The sequence below is a fragment of the Umezawaea endophytica genome, assembly GCF_025061645.1.
GTDB classification, from domain to species: domain Bacteria; phylum Actinomycetota; class Actinomycetes; order Mycobacteriales; family Pseudonocardiaceae; genus Umezawaea; species Umezawaea endophytica.
Genome location: NZ_JANYMP010000023.1, coordinates 87,241 through 103,640 on the forward strand (window position 1 = coordinate 87,241; position 16,400 = coordinate 103,640).

Genomic DNA, 16,400 nt, shown 5'->3' on the forward strand with positions numbered 1-16,400 from the left:
ACACCGCCCGTTCCGCTGTCCGCTACCGGCCGGTCTAGTCCTGCCCCAGCACCGGCGGGGCGCTCTTCTTCGGTTTGCCGAGCACGTCCTCGGTGGAGCCCGCGAGGCGGACCTTGGACTTGTGCTCCTTGTCGCCGCCCTGCTGGCCGCCGCCGCCCATCGGGGCGCCGCCCATCATCGCGCCGCCCATCGGCTGGCCGCCGGAGGCAGCGCCGCCACCGCCGCCCGCCGCGGCCGCAGCGGGCCTCACAGCGCCGGAGTCCGCCGGGTGGGGTTCCTGCACCGCCGTGAACCCCCCGGACTGCGTAGGGCCGTGCTCAGCCGCCGCAGGGGCACTCCCCACACCGCCGACCGAGCCACCACCCACCGAACCACCGGCAGAGCCACCGCCGACCGAACCGCCACCCGCAGAGCCGCCACCAACCGAACCACCGCCGGCCGAACCACCGCCGGCCGAACCACCGCCGACCGAACCGCCACCCGCAGAGCCACCGCCGACCGAACCGCCACCCGCCGAACCACCGCCGGTCGGCAGCGTCCCGCTCATCGAACCGCCACCCGCGGCCGCAACCGCCCCCACACCGGGCCCGGCGGTCACCGCCTGCGGCGTGGTGGCGGGCGCGGCGAACGCCCAGTTCTCCTCCGGGTACCGGTGCTCCATCCTCGGTCCGGCGAACTCGGCGTCCTCACCGCTCAACCCGTCGCACAGCCGGAGGAACGCCTCCAGCACGTCCCGGACCGACTCGTACATCTCCTTCGCGGGCTCCCGGAGCTCGTCGAGGTGCCCGATGATCCGCGCGTCGCCGTCCAGCGGCAGCCCGGCCGCGCCGGACACCACGTCGGCTGTGTCCCGGAACACGTGTGACATGTCTTGCACTATCCCGCGGAGGCCTTCGGCGGTCTCGTCGAGCGCGTCGCCCATCGCGGTCATCGCGTCGGTCATGTCGTTCCCCGCGAGCCCGACCTTGCGCATGTGCTCCACGAAGGAGTCCGCCGACGCGCCCTGCCACGCGGAGTCCAAGCGCCCCAACGGTTTCAGCAGGTCCTTGGTCACGTTCTCCGCGGCTCGTCCGGCCGCGCGCCAGCGTTCGGCCTCGTCGTGGAGGTCGTTCCAGTCGCCGACGACGGGCGCGAAGTAGTCCTCGACCAGGTCCGCGACGCCGAGGCGGCGGCTGATCTGGGACAGGTAGTCGAGTTCGGCCCCGACCTCCGACTCGATCAGCCGTCCGTCCTTGCCTCGCATGTGGTTCCCCTACCGGCGGTCGGCCTTCTTGATCTGCTGCACGGCTTCGTCCTCTGCGCCGCCGTAGTGGCCCGCCACGTCGTGGAGCCCCTTGCCCGCGGCGGCCAGCACGTCGCACGCGCGGTCGAGCTGCTGCTGGATCGCCCTCGACGCGCGCCCGTACGCCTCGGCGCTGCGGAGCGTCCTGCCGATCTCGCCGAAGCTCTGCGGGCGCAACGGGCTGTCCCGCAGCTCGGAGCGGGCGTGCGTCAGCTCCTCGGCGGCGTCGTCGACGCGCTCGGCGTACAACTCCAGCCACCGCGCGTCGACGGAGACGCCGCCCGAGCGCGCCGGGGTGTTCCCGGCGCTGCCCAGGCGTCGAACCACATCACTCATCACGTGCCTCCCGGCGACTGGCGTGCACCACCCGCTCGGACGCCGCCGGGCTCTGCGCGGTTCCCCCGAGGGGTCAGCCGCCCGCGGTGTTCTGCTTGGCCGCGTCCTCGGGCAGCACGCCCTTCGGCGACGGCACGGAGTCGTAGCTGCGGGTGGCGTCGTTGCGGTTGAGCTGCGGACCGTCCGGGAGCAGGCCGACGATGTTGGCGGGCGCGGGCATGAAGCCCTCGCTGCCGAGACCGAGCGCGCCGCTGGTCAGGACGTCCGGGATGCCGTACTTCACGCCGCGGCCGGTGATCAACTGGATCGGGCCGGTGCCGAAGTTCTCGGTCGACGTCGCGCTGCGCACCACACCCACCTTGCCCTCGGCCATGACGAACTGGCTGACGACCTCGCCGGTGGCGCCGACCTGGTTGATCTCCACCGGGACCAGGTTCTTGTTGCCGGGCAACGTGGGCGCGATGGTGACCTCGGTGTGCTCGGACTTGTTGTCCGCGGTCACGTTGTCCGCGCGCCAGCCGAGGCACATCACGACGTTGTCCTCGTTCAGGTCGACGACCTGCGGGATGTCCGTCGGGTAGTTCTCCAGGTTCAGCGAGGAGACCACCTTGTTCACCTGGGACAGGACGATCTCCTTCGGCTTGGAGTCACCGCCCCGGATGGCGAACCGGATCATGTCGGCCACGGCGACCGGGACCTCCTGCATGCCCTCCCTGAGGGCCACGTAGTAGACGTCCTTCTCGCCGGTGCGGTGGGCCGCCAGGATGTCGCCGACCACGACGCCGCCCTGGACGTACTCGACCGGGTCGCCCTGGCCGGGGATGTCGGGCGCCTTGAGGTCGCCGACCTGCGGGATGGCGTTGAGCAGGCCCGCGCTGATCGGCCGAGGGGTCTTGCCCTGGAGGTTCAGCGCGTTCACGAGCTTCACGTTCGACAGGTCGACGGGAGCGCGCACCGTGCTCGTCGACGTGAGGCTGCTGTTGTCCGGTCGCTTGTAGACCAGGAACGCCTTCTTGCTGGTCTTGTCCGTCGTCACGAGCACCGCGCGGTTGCCGTCCAGCTTGCGGCCGCCGCCCGAGATTCCCGCGAGGACGGTGGTCTTGATCTTGGTGTTCGCCTCGGGGTTGTTCTGCGTGCGGTCGAGCGTCGCCTGGTCGCAGACCGACCACTCGGCGCCGATCCGCTGGTCCGTGCTGCCGGGCATCATGTCCGGCGCGTCGACGATCCCGGTCAGGCGTCCCTTCGGGATCTTCGCGAGCGCCTTCTCGCTGACGATCTTCAGCTCGCCACCGCTGATCGACGACGGGCTCGCGGCCGCGTCACCGCCGCCCTGACCGGTCTGCCCCTTGTCCGGATTGGACTCGCTGAGCAGGAGCAGCCGCGCGGACGCGAGGTTGAACACGGGGATGAGCTGCTTCTGGGCCGACTGGCGGACCACGTAGATCTGGCCGCTCTCCTTGCTCATGACGATCCGCGTCTCGTCGTCGAGCTTCGGGTCCGGCGAGAAGAGGCCCCAGATCAGGAACCCGATCATCCCGACGGCGCCGAGGACCACGCCCACGAGCGTCGCGCGCGAGTGGTTGCGCATCGGGTCGTGCAGCATCACCGCGTCTCTGCGCACCAGGGCCGACTGCATCCGGCGCAGCACGAAGCGATATGCCTGGACCTGTGACTTGGTGGTGGGTGTTGATGCCATTAGCGGCTCGCTGCTCTCCCGGTCGCGGTACGGTTCGGCAGGATATCCCGATGAGGGCCGCTCCGTGAGCGGGTTGACCAGACCCGATCCGAACGCTCTCCAAGGACATCTTCCTCGTAGTCCGAGGCGCACCGAACACCGAGGCGAAAGAGACCAGAACGGATGTCCGTGACCACTCCACATCCGGGCCCGCCCAACCCCGGCACGGCTCGCCCGCCAGGGCCTCCGCCGCAGGGCAAGCCCTCGGGTCCTCCCGCCGCCGCGGCCCGTCCCGTCGGCCGGGCCCGACGTCGCGCGGCGGGCGCGAGCCTCGGGGCGTTGCCGGTCGCCAACCTGGTGGTGCTGGAGGTCGGCATCGCGATCGGGCTCGTGCTGCTGGCGATCGACATCAAGCTGCTGTACGTGGCGGGCGGCATCGCGTTCGTCGCGCTGGTCCTCGCGTTCGCGCGCAGGCGGGGCCGCTGGCTGACCCAGTGGATCGGCCTGACGGCCCGCTACAACTTCCGCTCGCACAGCCGCACGGCCAAACGAGACGCCCCGACGGAGATGAAGCCGCCGTCGGAGGAGGAGACCTCGGTCATCGGCCAGGAGGACCCGCGCGTCGCGCTGCTGCGCCTCGCCGTGCCGGACCTCGTCGTCGCGCACGGCCAGGACCACGAGCGCAGGCCGCTCGGCCTCGCGTGGCACCAGGGCGCGTGGACGGCCGTGCTGCTGGTCGACCCGGCGCCCGGCCTGATCTCGCCGGTCGGCAGCGCGCCGAGCCTGCCGCTGGGCGCGCTCGCGCCGTGCCTCGAAGACCGCGGTGTGGTGCTGGACGCCATCTCGGTGATCTGGCACTGCTACCCCGGAAGCGCCGCGCTGCCGCCCGGTTCACCCGCGCTGGCGTCGTACCTGGAGGTGCTCGGCCCGCTGCCCGCCGCGGCCCGGCGCACCACGTGGATCGCGGTCCGCCTCGACCCGCGCCGCTGCGCCGCGGCGATCCGGGAGCGCGGCGGCGGCGTGGTCGGCGCGCACCGCGCCCTCATCGGTGCGCTGTCCCGCGTCCGCAACGCCCTCGAATCGGCTGGCGTGACGATCCGCCCGCTCGACCCGGACGAGCTGATCCGCGCCGGCATCTCGGCCGCCGAGCTGTCGGCCGCCGCGGCGGGCACGAACCCCGTGACGCTGCGGGAGAAGTGGTCCGGTGTGACGGTGGGTGGCGTTGGTCACGCCAGCTACGCGATCACGAGCTGGCCCTCGAAGGGCATGCGGGACAACCTGAACTCGCTGACCGGTGTGCGCGCGCTGTCGTCGACGCTGTCCATGTCGATCTCGCCGAGCAGCGAGGACGGCCAGATCGGCCTGCGCGGCCTCGTGCGCGTGAGCGCTCGGACGCCGACCGAGCTGGACAAGGCGGACGACCGCCTCAAGGCGTTGAGCGACAAGCTGGACATCACCCTGACCCCGTTGCGCGGCTTGCAGGTGGCGGGTCTCGCGGCGACGCTCCCGCTGGGAGGCGTGGCATGAGCAGTTCACGGCTGTTGGACGCGCAGAGCCGGGGCAAGGGCATCGCGCCCGAGTTCCTGGTGTCGCCGAGCATGCTGGACGTGGTCAGCCCCAGCGGCGACCGCGGCGGCATGGTGCTCGGCTCCGGCCTGAACGGCGAGCCGCTCACGATCTCCGTGCTGCGGTCGGCGCCGACCCGCATGGTCGTCGTCGGCGGCCTCTACCTGGCCCGCCAGGTGGCGCTGCGGGCGATGGCGACCGGCGCGTGGATCACCATCTCGACCGGCAGGCCCGCCGCGTGGCAGCCGATCACGCGGGCCGCGGGCACCGGCCAGGACGGCCGCCCGTCGCCGCTGGCGCAGATCCGCAGGCTCAGCCCCGTCGAGCTGCCGAGGCCGTCGGAGGACGCGCCGCTGCTGGTCGTGCACGACGGCGGTCACGTCCCGCAGGAGCTGTTCCCGCCGCGGTCGCCGTGGCAGACGACCATGTACGTGCTCCCCTACCTGCACCCGCAGGCGACGAGCACGGCGTCCTCCGCGGACCTCGTGCTGGTCCAGCGGCTGCCGGTCGGGCAGGCGCAGCTCGCGGGCCAGATCTGGCGGCTGCCGCCGCAGATGGCGCACCAGTTGACGACGTTGAAGGACGACCAGGTGATCGCGCTCGGCCAGAACCTCTGGCGTCCCCTGCGCCTGGTCACCACGCCCGGCGAGACGCAGATCCTAGGGGCTGTTCGGCGCGGCGACTGACGTTCCCATTATTCGGAAAGACTTGTGCCCCGGACCAATCAGGACCGGGGCACAATTTTATGCGCGTGTCGATCGGCTCCGCGAAGCAATTCATTCACAGCCGCGGCAAATCTGTGGACAATTTGTCCGCAGCCATATTCCGGGAAATTCTTGCGCTGTAGGAGGCGAAAGAACTATCAACTGCCGTAGGGCACGGAGCGGATCGGGCAGGACACGCTCCGTGTACACCCTGCGACGAGGGAGAACCCAGATATGGGAGACGTTCGGGCATCTTGGGCCAGAAGGGTGGCCGTCGTCGGACTGGCCACCGGTACCGCGGTGGCGATCACCGCGGCGTTGACCGGAGCCTCGGCCGGCGCGGCCCCTGAGGGCGACATTCGCGGCTTCGGCGCCGCGAAAGCGTTGAAGGACAGCTACATCGTGGTCTTGAAGGACACCGGCTCCACCGGTGTCAGCGCGCAGACCGCGAGCCTGAGCGCGAAGTACGACGCGCAGGTCAAGCACACCTACCAGAGCGCGGTCCGCGGCTTCTCCGCGACGATGACCGAGGCGCAGGCCCGCAAGCTCGCCGCGGACCCGTCGGTCTCCTACGTGGAGCAGGACGCCGAGGTCAGCATTTCTGAGACGCAGACGCCCACACCGTCGTGGGGTATCGACCGGATCGACCAGCACGCACTCCCGCTGGACAACTCCTACACCTATCCGAACAGCGGTGAAGGGGTGACGGCGTACATCATCGACACCGGCATCCGCTTCACGCACAGCGAATTCGCCGGTGGCCGCGCCGTTTCCGGCCGGGACACCGTCGACAACGACGACGACTCGACCGACTGCGCGGGCCACGGCACGCACGTCGCGGGCACCGTCGGCGGCACGAGGTACGGCGTCGCGAAGGCCGCCAAGCTGGTCGGCGTCCGCGTCCTCAACTGCGGTGGCTCCGGCACCTTCGAGGGCGTCATCGCGGGCATCGACTGGGTCACCCAGCACCACATCGCCAACCCCGGCCCGGCGGTCGCCAACATGAGCCTCGGCGGTGGCGCCAACGACACCGTCGACCTGGCCGTCACGAACTCCATCGCCTCCGGCGTGACCTACGGCCTCGCGGCGGGCAACAGCTTCGGCGCCAACGCGTGCAACACGTCGCCCGCGCGCACGCCGAACGGCATCACGGTCGGCGCGACGGAGATCACCGACGCCCGCGCCTCGTACTCCAACATCGGCCCGTGCCTGGACATCTTCGGCCCCGGCACGAACATCACGTCGTCGTGGCTGACCGACGACAACGCCAGCAACACCATCAGCGGCACCTCGATGGCCACGCCCCACGTGGTCGGCGCGGCCGCGGTCTACCTGGCGAGCAACCCGGCGGCCACCCCCGCCGAGGTGCGCGACGCACTGGTGGACGGCGCCACGTCGAACGCCATCCCCGACGCGGGCACCGGTTCGCCGAACAAGCTGCTGTACCTGGTCGGCGGCCCCACCGGCCCGCCGCCCACCGGCTGCACCGCGCAGACCAACGACACCGACGTCGCGATCCCGGACAAGGGTGCCGGCGTCACCAGCTCCATCACCGTCTCGGGCTGCGCGGGCAAGGCCTCCACGGCCACCAAGGTCGAGGTGCACGTCAAGCACACCTACCGCGGTGACGTGGAACTGGCGCTCATCACCCCCAGCGGCGCGGTGCGCACGCTGAAGGTGTCGAACGGCAGCGACAGCGCCGACGACGTCAACGCCACTTACACGGTGGACGTGTCCACGGACAACGCCAACGGCGAGTGGAAGCTCCAGGCGAAGGACGTGTACGCGCAGGACACCGGCCTGATCGATAGCTGGTCGCTCGACATCTAGGCACTCCTGGACGAAAAGGGCCCCGTCACCGACGGGGCCCTTTTCGCTAACCTCGCACCAGGGGGTCGAGGTGTCGACGTTCGACGAGATCGCCAAGGTGTGCCAGGAGGTCATCGGGATGACCGCCGACCTCGGCGCGCGGCTGCGCACGCTCGCCGACCTGGCGGACGTCGCGCCGGTACTGGAGGAGACGGTCGCCACCGCCGTGCGCGACCACGTGGGCCTCACACCGTCCGGCGCCCCCGTGTACCCCGTGCCGCCGGGCCTCACGGAGCCGTTCACGCTGCCGCGCCACCCGATGCCGGATCCGCTGCACACGCACATCTTCGAGGGCCACCGCCGCAGGCTCAGGCTGCTCGGCTACCACCACCACTCCGGCGGCGGGATCGACCTGCTGGGCCGCACCACCCCCGACCTCCGCCAGGTCTACGAGGCCCGGCTGGAGCACGTGCTGCCCGATGGCCGCACCGCGGCGAAGGTCAACAGCTCCTTCTTCCCCGACCACTGGTCGAGGCACGAGGTGGCGCACGCCATCCGCTGCGCCTTCGAGGGCAGGACCCCTGTCGTGCGGGACGACGGCAGACCCACCCTGTCGCAGTGGGAAGGCCGCTACCGGGGTGTCCTGATCCGCGGTTTCGTGACCGCCGGTCAAGATTCACGGACAGCCGCGTTCGACGACGTGAGCACCGCGTGGCCGGTGTACGCGCCAAGGGAGGTCCCGTGAAGGTCCGGTTCGCGCTCAAGGACGACGGCACCGTCGCCATCTACCCCGACGACGACGCCACAGCCCTGTACGACTTCCTCAAGGACGTGCCCCGCCGCTACCTCGTCGAGGCCGCCGACGCCGCGCGTGAGGTGCCGGACGACGGCGACGACCAGCGCTGGGGCGGCGACTGCACGACCGCCGTGGTGCGGCAGGACGACGTGCTCGTCGTGAACGAGTACACCGACGACGAAACCGTGCTCAGCCGGGAGGAGTTCGTCGAGGTCGTCGAGGCCTACCTGGGTGCGCTGGACGCCTAGACGCGCCCGGCCTTGACGGCGGCGACGAACGCCTCGAGCGCCGACCGCCCAACCGACAGGACGGGCCCGGTGGGGTTCTTGGAGTCCCGGATCGCACCGAGGTAGGCCACCTCCACGCACTCACCATTGGGGACGCTGTAGGTGGACTTCCGCCACTGGCTCATCGCGAGCACTCCCCTGCTGGTCGCTGTCAGTCGCCCACCACCTCGGCGATCAGCTCCAACGAAGCCTCTGGGCTGAGCGCGAGGTCTTGCAAGCGGGCGAATCTCAGCGTATACCCAGCCCGCTCCTCCGGGCTCTCGATATATCGACCCGCTTGGAAGTTCTCCGTGTAGACGACATCGTCGTGCAGAACATGGGCGAATGAAAGCACGTTGAAAGGCGAAGCCGGCGCCGGATACGCACCAGCCACAAATGGCACCACCTGAACGGTGACATTCGACAATTCGCCCAATGTCAGCAGGTGCAGCAACTGCGCCTTCATGGTCTTCGCCCCACCAAATGGGGTGCGGATGACCGCCTCGGTCAACACCGCTTCGATTCGAAGCGGGTCCTTGCTGGTCAATCTTTCCTGCCTGGCCGCTCGCATGGATATCTGCTGGAGCGCGGTCACCTCGGCGCGCACCGGGTCATCGGCCCTCGCCGACGCGAGGATGTAGTCGGGTGTCTGGAACAGTCCGGGGATCAGGTCGATCCGGAAGGTTCGCACCAGGCTCGCCTCGAACTCCAGCTCGATGTAGTCCCTGGCCGCGTCGAAGATGACCGTGTCGGCACCGAGCAAACGTTGGCGCCTGGTCCACGTGGCCTGGTCGAACAGCGCGTTGCGCTCGTCGTCGTCGATCCTGCACGCCATGCCGATGGCGACCACGTCACCCGGCGCGACGGGCCACAGGGCGTTCTCCAGTTTGCTCAGCTTGGCGTTCGAGCAGCCGACCAAGCGGCCGAGTTCGACCAGGCTCAGGTCGCGGGAACGGCACCACCGCTCCAATTCACGCCCTATCGCGCGCTCGGCGGCCGTGGGTCGGAAAGCTTCCGTCATATCGACAAGCGTAGGGATCGTCCGTCCACACGGAACTCATTCTTTGGTGTGGGGATAACCGTTAACCCAGCACGCGCACGTTCCGGGTGATGGCGGAGCGGGCGGCCAGTTCCGAATCCGGTGGGTAGTCGACGCGCACGAGTGCCAAGCCGTGCGGGGGTGCGACGGTGACCTGGCTGGAGCGTTCGGTCGACGTCAGCAGGGAGGCGGGCCAGGCGGGTGGTTTGCGGCCCTCACCGACGGCCAGGAGCGCCCCTACGAGGCTGCGGACCATGGAGTGGCAGAACGCGTCGGCGGACACGTACGCGGTCAACACGCCGTCCTCGGCGCGCGTCCAGTCGAGGCGCTGCAACTCGCGGATCGTGGTGGCGCCTTCGCGGCGGCGGCAGAAGGCGCAGAAGTCGCGTTCGCCGAGCAGGAGGGCGGACGCCGCGGTGAGGGCGTCCAGGTCCAGCGGGCGGGGCCAGGACAGGGTGTCCAGGCGGCGCAACGGGTGCGCGCCCGCCACGGCGTCGGTGACGCGGTACTCGTAGTGCCTGCGCATGGCGGAGAACCTGGCGTCGAACTCCGGCGGGACGATCCGGGTCCGGAAGACGCGGACGTCCGCGGGCAGCGCGCGGGACAGGCGCTTGGGGAGGCCGTCGACGTCCACGGTGGACGGGAGGTCCACGTGGGCGACCTGGCCGGTGGCGTGCACCCCGGCGTCGGTGCGGCCCGCGACGGTCAGCTTCACGTCCTCGCGCAGCACCATCGACAGCGTGTCCTCCAGGACACCGCACACGGTGCGGCGCCCCGGTTGCCGCGCCCAGCCGGAGAAGTCCGTGCCGTCGTACGCCAGGTCGAGGCGGACGCGAACGAGCCCGTCGTCCCCAGTGGGGGCAACGGGCTCGTCTGCGATGAGCGGGTCCGTCAGGACTCGTCCTTCTTGTCCTCGACCTTGTCCTCGGCCTTGGGAGCCTCGTCAGCACCCTCGGCGGGGGCTTCGGCGGCGTCCTTGGTCGCGGACTCGGGCGCGTCGGCGTCCTGGTCCTTGACCTCGGCGTCGTCGGCAACGACGGCGGGCTTCTCAGCCTTCTCGTCCTTGGCGAACTTGGTCTTCCGGGCCGCCTCGGCCTCGGTGGCGACCAGCTTCTGCTGCACCAGTTCGATGACGGCCATGGGGGCGTTGTCGCCCTTGCGCGCCAGCGTCTTCGTGATGCGGGTGTAGCCACCGTTGCGGTCGACGAAGAACGGGCCGATCTCCGCGAACAACTTGTGGACGATGTCCTTGTCGCGGATGACCTTCAGGATCTCGCGACGGTTGTGCAGGTCACCGACCTTGGCCTTGCTGATCAGCTTCTCGGCGTACGGCCGCAGCCGCTTCGCCTTCGCCTCGGTGGTCGTGATCCGGCCGTGGGTGAACAGCGCGGTGGCCAGGTTGGCCAGCATGAGCCGCTCGTGGGCCGGCGACCCGCCGAGACGGGGTCCCTTAGTGGGGGTGGGCATCGCTTGCTCCTCGGATTACTTTCTGATCCTCTGCTCCGGCCCAGCCGTTTTCACGGCCTTCAGAGCTGCTCGGTCTCCGCGTAGTCCTGACCGTCGTCGTGGGTGTCCACGCCGCCGTCCGCCCAGCCTTCGGCCGGGTAGTCGGCCGCAGCGGCCGACGGGTCGAACCCAGGGGGGCTGTCCTTCAGCGCCAAGCCGAGGCCAACGAGCTTCATCTTGACCTCGTCGATCGACTTCGCACCGAAGTTGCGAATGTCCAGCAAGTCCGCCTCGCTGCGCGAGACCAGCTCGCCCACGGTGTGGATGCCTTCGCGCTTGAGGCAGTTGTACGACCGCACGGTCAGGTCGAGGTCCTCGATCGGCATCGCGAACGCCGCGATGGTGTCCGCCTCGGCGGGCGAGGGGCCGATCTCGATGCCCTCGGCGTCGATGTTCAGCTCGCGAGCGAGACCGAACAGCTCGACCAGGGTCTTGCCAGCGGAAGCAACCGCGTCCCTCGGCGTGATGGAGGGCTTCGTCTCCACGTCGAGGATCAGCTTGTCGAAGTCGGTGCGCTGCTCGACACGGGTGGCCTCGACCTTGTAGGTCACCTTCATGACGGGCGAGTAGATCGAGTCAACCGGGATGCGGCCGATCTCGGCACCGGCCTGCTTGTTCTGGACGGCGGGGACGTAGCCGCGACCGCGCTCGACGACGAGCTCGATCTCCAGCTTGCCCTTGCCGTTCAGGGTGGCGATGTGCAGGTCGGGGTTGTGCACGGTGACACCGGCCGGGGGCACGATGTCGCCTGCGGTGACCGCACCGGGGCCCTGCTTGCGCAGGTACATCGTCACCGGCTCATCTTCCTCCGAGGAGACGACGAGCTCCTTGAGGTTCAGGATGATGTCGGTGACGTCCTCCTTGACACCGGGCACGGTGGTGAACTCGTGCAGCACGCCGTCGATGCGGATGCTGGTCACGGCTGCGCCGGGGATCGAGGAGAGCAGGGTGCGGCGGATGGAGTTGCCGAGGGTGTAGCCGAAGCCCGGCTCGAGCGGCTCGATCACGAACCGGGAGCGGGTCTCGTTGACGGACTCCTCGCCGAGCGAGGGGCGCTGGGAAATAAGCACTGGGTTCTTCCTTCATCTCATCGACGACCGCTATTTGACGCCGAAGGAAACGCCGGTCGCGGAGACCGGCAAACACGTGCGGCACACCATTCGCGCCGCCGTGGGACCCGACTCCGGCCGGCCACCTGGTGGTGACCGGCCGGAGGAGGATCACTTCGAGTAGAGCTCGACGATGAGCTGTTCGGTCACCGGCGTGTCGATCTGCGCCCGCTCCGGAACCTGGTGGACCAGGATGCGGAGGGTCGAGGGGACGACCTGGAGCCAACCGGGGATCGGACGGTCACCGAAGGTGGCCTTGGCGACCTCGAAGGGCAGCGTCGGCAGCGACTTCGGCTTCACGTCGATGATGTCGAACTTCGACACCCGGAAGCTGGGGATGTTGACCTTCTGGCCGTTCACGATGAAGTGACCGTGAGCGACGAGCTGGCGGGCCATCCGACGGGTGCGGGCCAGACCGGCCCGGTACACCACGTTGTCCAGACGGGTCTCGAGGATCTGGAGCAGGTTCTCGCCGGTCTTGCCGGGGCGACGAACCGCTTCCTCGTAGTAGCGGCGGAACTGCTTCTCCAGCACGCCGTACGTGTAGCGAGCCTTCTGCTTCTCCTGGAGCTGAAGCAGGTACTCGGACTCCTTGATCCGACCGCGGCCGTGCTGGCCGGGCGGGTAAGGACGACGCTCGAACGCCTTGTCGCCGCCGACGAGGTCGACCTTGAGCCGGCGCGAGATGCGCGTTGCTGGTCCCGTGTAACGAGCCATGGTTTCTTACTCCTCCCCGTGCCTCAGACCCGGCGCCGCTTGGGCGGGCGGCAGCCGTTGTGGGGCTGCGGGGTCACGTCCTGGATGGTGCCGACCTCGAGGCCTGCGGCTTGCAGCGAACGGATCGCGGTCTCCCGGCCGGAACCGGGGCCCTTCACGAACACGTCCACCTTGCGCATGCCGTGCTCGGCGGCCTTGCGGGCAGCGCTCTCAGCAGCCATCTGCGCGGCGAACGGCGTGGACTTGCGAGAGCCCTTGAAGCCGACGTGTCCGGCAGACGCCCAGGCGATCACGTTCCCGGTCGGGTCGGTGATCGACACGATCGTGTTGTTGAACGTGCTCTTGATGTGAGCCTGGCCGTGCGAGATGTTCTTCTTTTCCTTGCGCCGGACTTTCTTGACCCCGGCGCCCGTGCGGGACTTGGGTGGCACTTCGGTGATCTCCTACCTAAAGACGCGAGGTCTTACTTCTTTCCGGCCTTCTTCTTGCCGGCGACGGTCTTCTTCGGCCCCTTGCGGGTACGCGCGTTCGTCTTGGTGCGCTGCCCGCGGACGGGCAGGTTGCGACGGTGGCGCAGACCCTCGTAGCAGCCGATTTCCATCTTCCGGCGGATGTCGGCCTGAACCTCGCGGCGAAGGTCACCCTCAACCTTGAAGTTGGTCTCGACGTACTCGCGCAGCTTCGCGAGGTCGTCGTCACCCAGGTCCTTGACCCGGAGGTCAAAGCTGATCCCGGTAGCGGTCAGCAGCTCTTTCGAGCGCGTGCGACCAATACCGAAGATGTAGGTCAGCGCGATCTCCATCCGCTTTTCGCGGGGGAGGTCGACGCCAGCGAGTCGTGCCATACGGCGCTTGCTCCTAACAGGTGTCGCTCCAGGTCTGCTCCTCGTCCGGTTCCGGGACTGACTCGCTGTGCCGTTCCGCGTGCTTTCACACGTGGTGTCCCGGCCCCGGCCTGGAGTCCGGGGGTGCGCCAGGCGTCGGAACGCCTGGCAGGTACGAGGAGGCTTACTACTTTGTCGCGTCCATCTGAGGACCACGACGAAGTGCGGAGGGGTTGATCAGCCCTGACGCTGCTTGTGGCGCAGGTTCTCGCAGATCACCATGACTCGCCCGTGACGGCGGATCACCTTGCACTTGTCGCAGATCTTCTTGACGCTCGGCTGAACCTTCACGCCTGAGCTCTCCTGCTTTGCCGCGTGCCCGAGGCGGCTGCCCCGGCCACCGTGGAGGTCACTTGTAGCGGTAGACGATGCGCCCTCGGGACAGGTCGTAGGGCGAGAGCTCCACGACAACCCGGTCCTCAGGAAGGATGCGGATGTAGTGCTGACGCATCTTGCCGCTGATGTGTGCCAGGACCTTGTGACCGTTCTCCAACTCGACTCGGAACATCGCGTTGGGGAGCGGCTCGACTACGCGGCCCTCGACCTCAATGGCCCCGTCCTTCTTGCCCATGTCCTCCGCGTTTCGTGACGGTGGTATTCCCGGATGTGGACACGCGCCTCCCCGACTCCGACGGGCCCTTGCGAACCACTGATCACCTGGAGCTCGACCATCTCTGGCCACCATCACAGGCATGACGGAACCGGCGCGACGTGTGCGCCACCTACCCATAGTACGCAGTTCAGCCCTGTTGCCCAAATCGGGTCATCCGACCCGCCAGGATGAGCGCTCCCCAGGGCCCCACGACCCAGATCCACCACGGGTAGGCCCACTCCAGGGTCGTGACGCTGACCAGTGCCCAGATGACGAAATTGATCATGCTGGCCGCGACCCAGGCCCGGAAGAGGAAGCGCGCGGCCTTGTTCGACTGGCGGACTTCCGGGAGGTACGTGGCGTGCTGGTAGGTGGGCGGCTGGTAGGCCGGTGGGTGGTAGGTCTGGTGCTGGTAGACCTGCTGCTCAGGACGGTGCGGAGACCTGGAGGAGGACTCGTCGTCAGGTGGCAGGTCGGCGATGAGGGCGGAGAGGTCCGCATACGTTTGCGCCGACCACGCGAGCTGAACCCGATGGTCGAACTCGGCCAGGTCGAGACGCCCTTCGGCCTGTGCGCGCGTCAACAACTCCACGATCGCTTCACGATCGTTGTCAGCGGCCCTCATGGTCGGCGTGTCGTCGCTCACGTCGTCCATGGTGGCTTGGTTGAGGGCTGGGGTACATGGGGCTAGCCCCCGTGCGTGTGGGGAGGGCGGGTGAGGGTTCGGGGTTGGGGGTGGTTGGGTACGGATCTTGGTGTCGTGGGTCGAGTGGCTGCGGGAACGGTGGGTGCGGCTGGCAGCGTGGTCGGGGGCCTGTGGCTTCGGCTTCCGGCGGGGTCGGGTGCCGTACCGAAGTACCAGCGAGGATGTGGCCGATTTGACTTGGGGCCCCTAGATTTGCCCCTTCGTCGGACAATAAAGGGCAGAAGGTGAAGCTGCCGTCCGACGCAAGTTTAAGGGGCAAATCCCCCAAGTAAAATCGGCCACGCTGCGTAGGCGGCGTCCCGTTTTTGAGCATTAAAGTCTAGAACCAAAGGACGGAACGCGGGCGCATTGCGTGTTCGATTTTACTTGGGGTTTTTGGCGCTAAACTCAGTCGGGCGGCAAGCTCTCCACCTGCCGTTTTGGCCCGACTAGCGCCAAAAAGAGGGGCCCCAAGTCAAATCGAACACACCCACCGCACCCCCGCGAGGGCCAACCCCACCCCCAACAACCCGCCCTGCCCGCCCACCGCACCAACCGAGCCCAAGCCACCCGAGCCCCGAACCAAAGACCCAACGACAAAGGGCCCCACCCGCAGGTGAGGCCCTCAACCGTCAACCAACCCTCAATCCTCAAGCGCCGTGAGCACCCAAGGACCATCCTCCGTGATCGCGATGCTGTGCTCCCAGTGAGCCGCGCGCGACCCATCAGTGGTCACAACGGTCCACCCGTCATCCAACTCAGCCGTGTGCTCGGTCCCCAGCGTCAACATCGGCTCGATCGCGATAGCCATACCGGGCTTCAACCGAGGCCCTTTACCCGGCTTCCCGTAATTGGGCAGGAACGGCTCCATGTGCATCTTGGTCCCGATGCCATGACCGCCGTACCCCTCCACGATCCCGTACTCGAACCCGTCCCGCTCCCCCGCCGCGATCGTCTCCGCTTCGATGGCGAACGAGATGTCCGACAGCTTCCCACCGGCCACCGCCGCTTCGATGCCCGCGAGCATCGACGTGCGGGTCGCCTCCGACAGCAACAACTCGGCCGGGGTCACCTCGCCGATCGCGACGGTGAGGGCCGAGTCGCCGTGCCAGCCCTCGAGGATGGCGCCGCAGTCGATGGAGATGAGGTCGCCCTCCTTCAGCACCTGGGTGCGGCTGGGGATGCCGTGGACGACCTGTTCGTTGACCGAGGCGCAGATGCTGGCCGGGAAGCCGTTGTAGCCCTTGAAGGACGGGATGGCGCCCGCTTCACGGATGTTCTGCTCTGCCAGCTCGTCCAGTTCGTGGGTGCTGATGCCCGCCTTGGCGTGCGAGGACACCAGGGCGAGCGTGCGGGCCACCACGAGGCCTGCGGCGCGCATGGCTTCCAGTTCGCCGCGCGACTTGATCTCGATCATGCGTTCACGGCCACCGGG

At 68.6% G+C, this 16,400-nt stretch carries 20 protein-coding genes; 5 read left to right on the forward strand and 15 right to left on the reverse strand.

What is annotated here, in order from left to right; genetic code table 11:
• Positions 1–34: 34 nt before the first annotated feature.
• The 3 genes from NZH93_RS50180 to eccB form a co-directional block, all read right to left on the reverse strand.
• Positions 35–1,243: a WXG100 family type VII secretion target gene (locus NZH93_RS50180; RefSeq protein WP_276024726.1), complete on the reverse strand. Its 1,209-nt coding sequence runs from the start codon at positions 1,241–1,243 to the stop codon at positions 35–37.
• A gap of 9 nt (positions 1,244–1,252) precedes the next feature.
• Positions 1,253–1,618 carry a hypothetical protein gene (locus NZH93_RS36165; protein WP_259627795.1) on the reverse strand — a complete coding sequence of 122 codons (366 nt, stop codon included), beginning with the start codon at positions 1,616–1,618 and terminating at the stop codon, positions 1,253–1,255.
• Between the two features lie 73 nt (positions 1,619–1,691).
• Positions 1,692–3,314: a type VII secretion protein EccB gene (gene eccB, locus NZH93_RS36170; protein WP_259627796.1), complete on the reverse strand. Its 1,623-nt coding sequence runs from the start codon at positions 3,312–3,314 to the stop codon at positions 1,692–1,694.
• Between the two features lie 162 nt (positions 3,315–3,476).
• On the opposite strand from eccB, the gene eccE reads away from it, so the two are divergent.
• The 5 genes from eccE (at position 3,477) to NZH93_RS36195 (ending at position 8,416) form a co-directional block, all read left to right on the forward strand.
• Positions 3,477–4,820, forward strand: a complete 1,344-nt coding sequence (eccE, locus tag NZH93_RS36175; protein ID WP_259627797.1) for a type VII secretion protein EccE — start codon at positions 3,477–3,479, stop codon at positions 4,818–4,820.
• On the forward strand, positions 4,817–5,545 hold the full coding sequence (locus NZH93_RS36180; protein ID WP_259627798.1) for a hypothetical protein: 729 nt from the start codon (positions 4,817–4,819) through the stop codon (positions 5,543–5,545). Before eccE ends, NZH93_RS36180 begins: the two co-directional genes overlap by 4 nt.
• 252 nt (positions 5,546–5,797) lie before the next feature.
• The gene (locus tag NZH93_RS36185; protein WP_259627799.1) at positions 5,798–7,393 is read left to right on the forward strand and encodes a S8 family peptidase; all 1,596 of its coding nucleotides are present in this window, start codon (positions 5,798–5,800) and stop codon (positions 7,391–7,393) included.
• 70 nt (positions 7,394–7,463) lie between these two features.
• Positions 7,464–8,117, forward strand: a complete 654-nt coding sequence (locus NZH93_RS36190; protein WP_259627800.1) for an EndoU domain-containing protein — start codon at positions 7,464–7,466, stop codon at positions 8,115–8,117.
• Positions 8,114–8,416 carry a hypothetical protein gene (locus NZH93_RS36195; RefSeq protein WP_259627801.1) on the forward strand — a complete coding sequence of 101 codons (303 nt, stop codon included), beginning with the start codon at positions 8,114–8,116 and terminating at the stop codon, positions 8,414–8,416. Before NZH93_RS36190 ends, NZH93_RS36195 begins: the two co-directional genes overlap by 4 nt.
• Here NZH93_RS36195 and NZH93_RS36200 read toward each other — a convergent pair.
• The 12 genes from NZH93_RS36200 to map all read right to left on the reverse strand — a co-directional run bounded on the left by NZH93_RS36200 (position 8,413) and on the right by map (position 16,382).
• The gene (locus NZH93_RS36200; RefSeq protein ID WP_259627802.1) at positions 8,413–8,580 is read right to left on the reverse strand and encodes a DUF397 domain-containing protein; all 168 of its coding nucleotides are present in this window, start codon (positions 8,578–8,580) and stop codon (positions 8,413–8,415) included. The two genes, NZH93_RS36195 and NZH93_RS36200, sit on opposite strands and share 4 nt — an antisense overlap.
• A gap of 26 nt (positions 8,581–8,606) precedes the next feature.
• The gene (locus NZH93_RS36205) at positions 8,607–9,455 is read right to left on the reverse strand and encodes a helix-turn-helix domain-containing protein (RefSeq protein ID WP_259627803.1); all 849 of its coding nucleotides are present in this window, start codon (positions 9,453–9,455) and stop codon (positions 8,607–8,609) included.
• A 61-nt stretch (positions 9,456–9,516) separates the two neighbouring features.
• A complete protein-coding gene (gene truA / locus NZH93_RS36210; RefSeq protein ID WP_259627880.1) occupies positions 9,517–10,353 on the reverse strand; it encodes a tRNA pseudouridine(38-40) synthase TruA in 837 nt (278 codons plus the stop codon).
• Between the two features lie 11 nt (positions 10,354–10,364).
• Positions 10,365–10,940: a 50S ribosomal protein L17 gene (rplQ, locus tag NZH93_RS36215; protein ID WP_259627804.1), complete on the reverse strand. Its 576-nt coding sequence runs from the start codon at positions 10,938–10,940 to the stop codon at positions 10,365–10,367.
• A 59-nt stretch (positions 10,941–10,999) separates the two neighbouring features.
• Positions 11,000–12,049: a DNA-directed RNA polymerase subunit alpha gene (locus NZH93_RS36220; RefSeq protein ID WP_259627805.1), complete on the reverse strand. Its 1,050-nt coding sequence runs from the start codon at positions 12,047–12,049 to the stop codon at positions 11,000–11,002.
• 150 nt (positions 12,050–12,199) lie between these two features.
• Entirely contained in the window at positions 12,200–12,805 is a 606-nt protein-coding gene (rpsD, locus tag NZH93_RS36225) for a 30S ribosomal protein S4 (RefSeq protein WP_259627806.1), read from the reverse strand.
• A 23-nt stretch (positions 12,806–12,828) separates the two neighbouring features.
• Positions 12,829–13,236 (reverse strand): 30S ribosomal protein S11, encoded by a 408-nt coding sequence (rpsK, locus tag NZH93_RS36230; RefSeq protein ID WP_106187134.1) that lies wholly within the window; start codon positions 13,234–13,236, stop codon positions 12,829–12,831.
• 32 nt (positions 13,237–13,268) lie between these two features.
• Positions 13,269–13,649, reverse strand: coding sequence for a 30S ribosomal protein S13 (gene rpsM, locus NZH93_RS36235; protein ID WP_259627807.1), 381 nt, complete (start codon positions 13,647–13,649; stop codon positions 13,269–13,271).
• Positions 13,650–13,865: 216 nt separating this feature from the next.
• Entirely contained in the window at positions 13,866–13,979 is a 114-nt protein-coding gene (rpmJ, locus tag NZH93_RS36240) for a 50S ribosomal protein L36 (RefSeq protein ID WP_010148647.1), read from the reverse strand.
• 58 nt (positions 13,980–14,037) lie between these two features.
• Positions 14,038–14,259, reverse strand: a complete 222-nt coding sequence (infA, locus tag NZH93_RS36245) for a translation initiation factor IF-1 (protein ID WP_005166804.1) — start codon at positions 14,257–14,259, stop codon at positions 14,038–14,040.
• Between the two features lie 169 nt (positions 14,260–14,428).
• Positions 14,429–14,926 (reverse strand): DUF1707 SHOCT-like domain-containing protein, encoded by a 498-nt coding sequence (locus NZH93_RS36250; RefSeq protein WP_259627808.1) that lies wholly within the window; start codon positions 14,924–14,926, stop codon positions 14,429–14,431.
• Positions 14,927–15,608: 682 nt separating this feature from the next.
• The gene (gene map, locus NZH93_RS36255) at positions 15,609–16,382 is read right to left on the reverse strand and encodes a type I methionyl aminopeptidase (protein WP_259627809.1); all 774 of its coding nucleotides are present in this window, start codon (positions 16,380–16,382) and stop codon (positions 15,609–15,611) included.
• Positions 16,383–16,400: the final 18 nt, after the last annotated feature.